The sequence below is a fragment of the Psychrobacter proteolyticus genome (genome assembly GCF_038155145.1).
Lineage (GTDB): Bacteria > Pseudomonadota > Gammaproteobacteria > Pseudomonadales > Moraxellaceae > Psychrobacter > Psychrobacter proteolyticus_B.
In genome coordinates this window covers 1-213 of record NZ_JBAKAY010000194.1, presented here as the reverse complement: position 1 = coordinate 213, position 213 = coordinate 1, and the positions used below count along the sequence as shown (strand labels likewise).

Annotated in this window: 1 protein-coding gene; it reads left to right on the top strand. The window is 41.3% G+C overall.

Going from position 1 to position 213, the window contains the following annotated elements:
- Positions 1 to 87: 87 nt before the first annotated feature.
- Positions 88 to 213 (top strand): SidA/IucD/PvdA family monooxygenase (locus V6252_RS13490; protein ID WP_341610774.1); only part of this gene is annotated, 126 nt, incomplete at its 3' end.

Here is a 213-nt window from a genome sequence, read left to right as displayed (position 1 = left end):
CACGATAACAGGTAGGGTTCAACAAGAATTAGCAGCAGATTTAACGTAACTATCGAATCACTACTACCAACTCACTAAGGGGCGACCGTGTTAGATATTATTGGTATTGGCGTATGGCCGTTTAATCTAAGTTTGGCGGCATTACTGACAAAGACCGACTTAACCGCCAAGTTTTTTGAGCAAAAAGCTGAGTTTAATTGGCATAAAGGCATG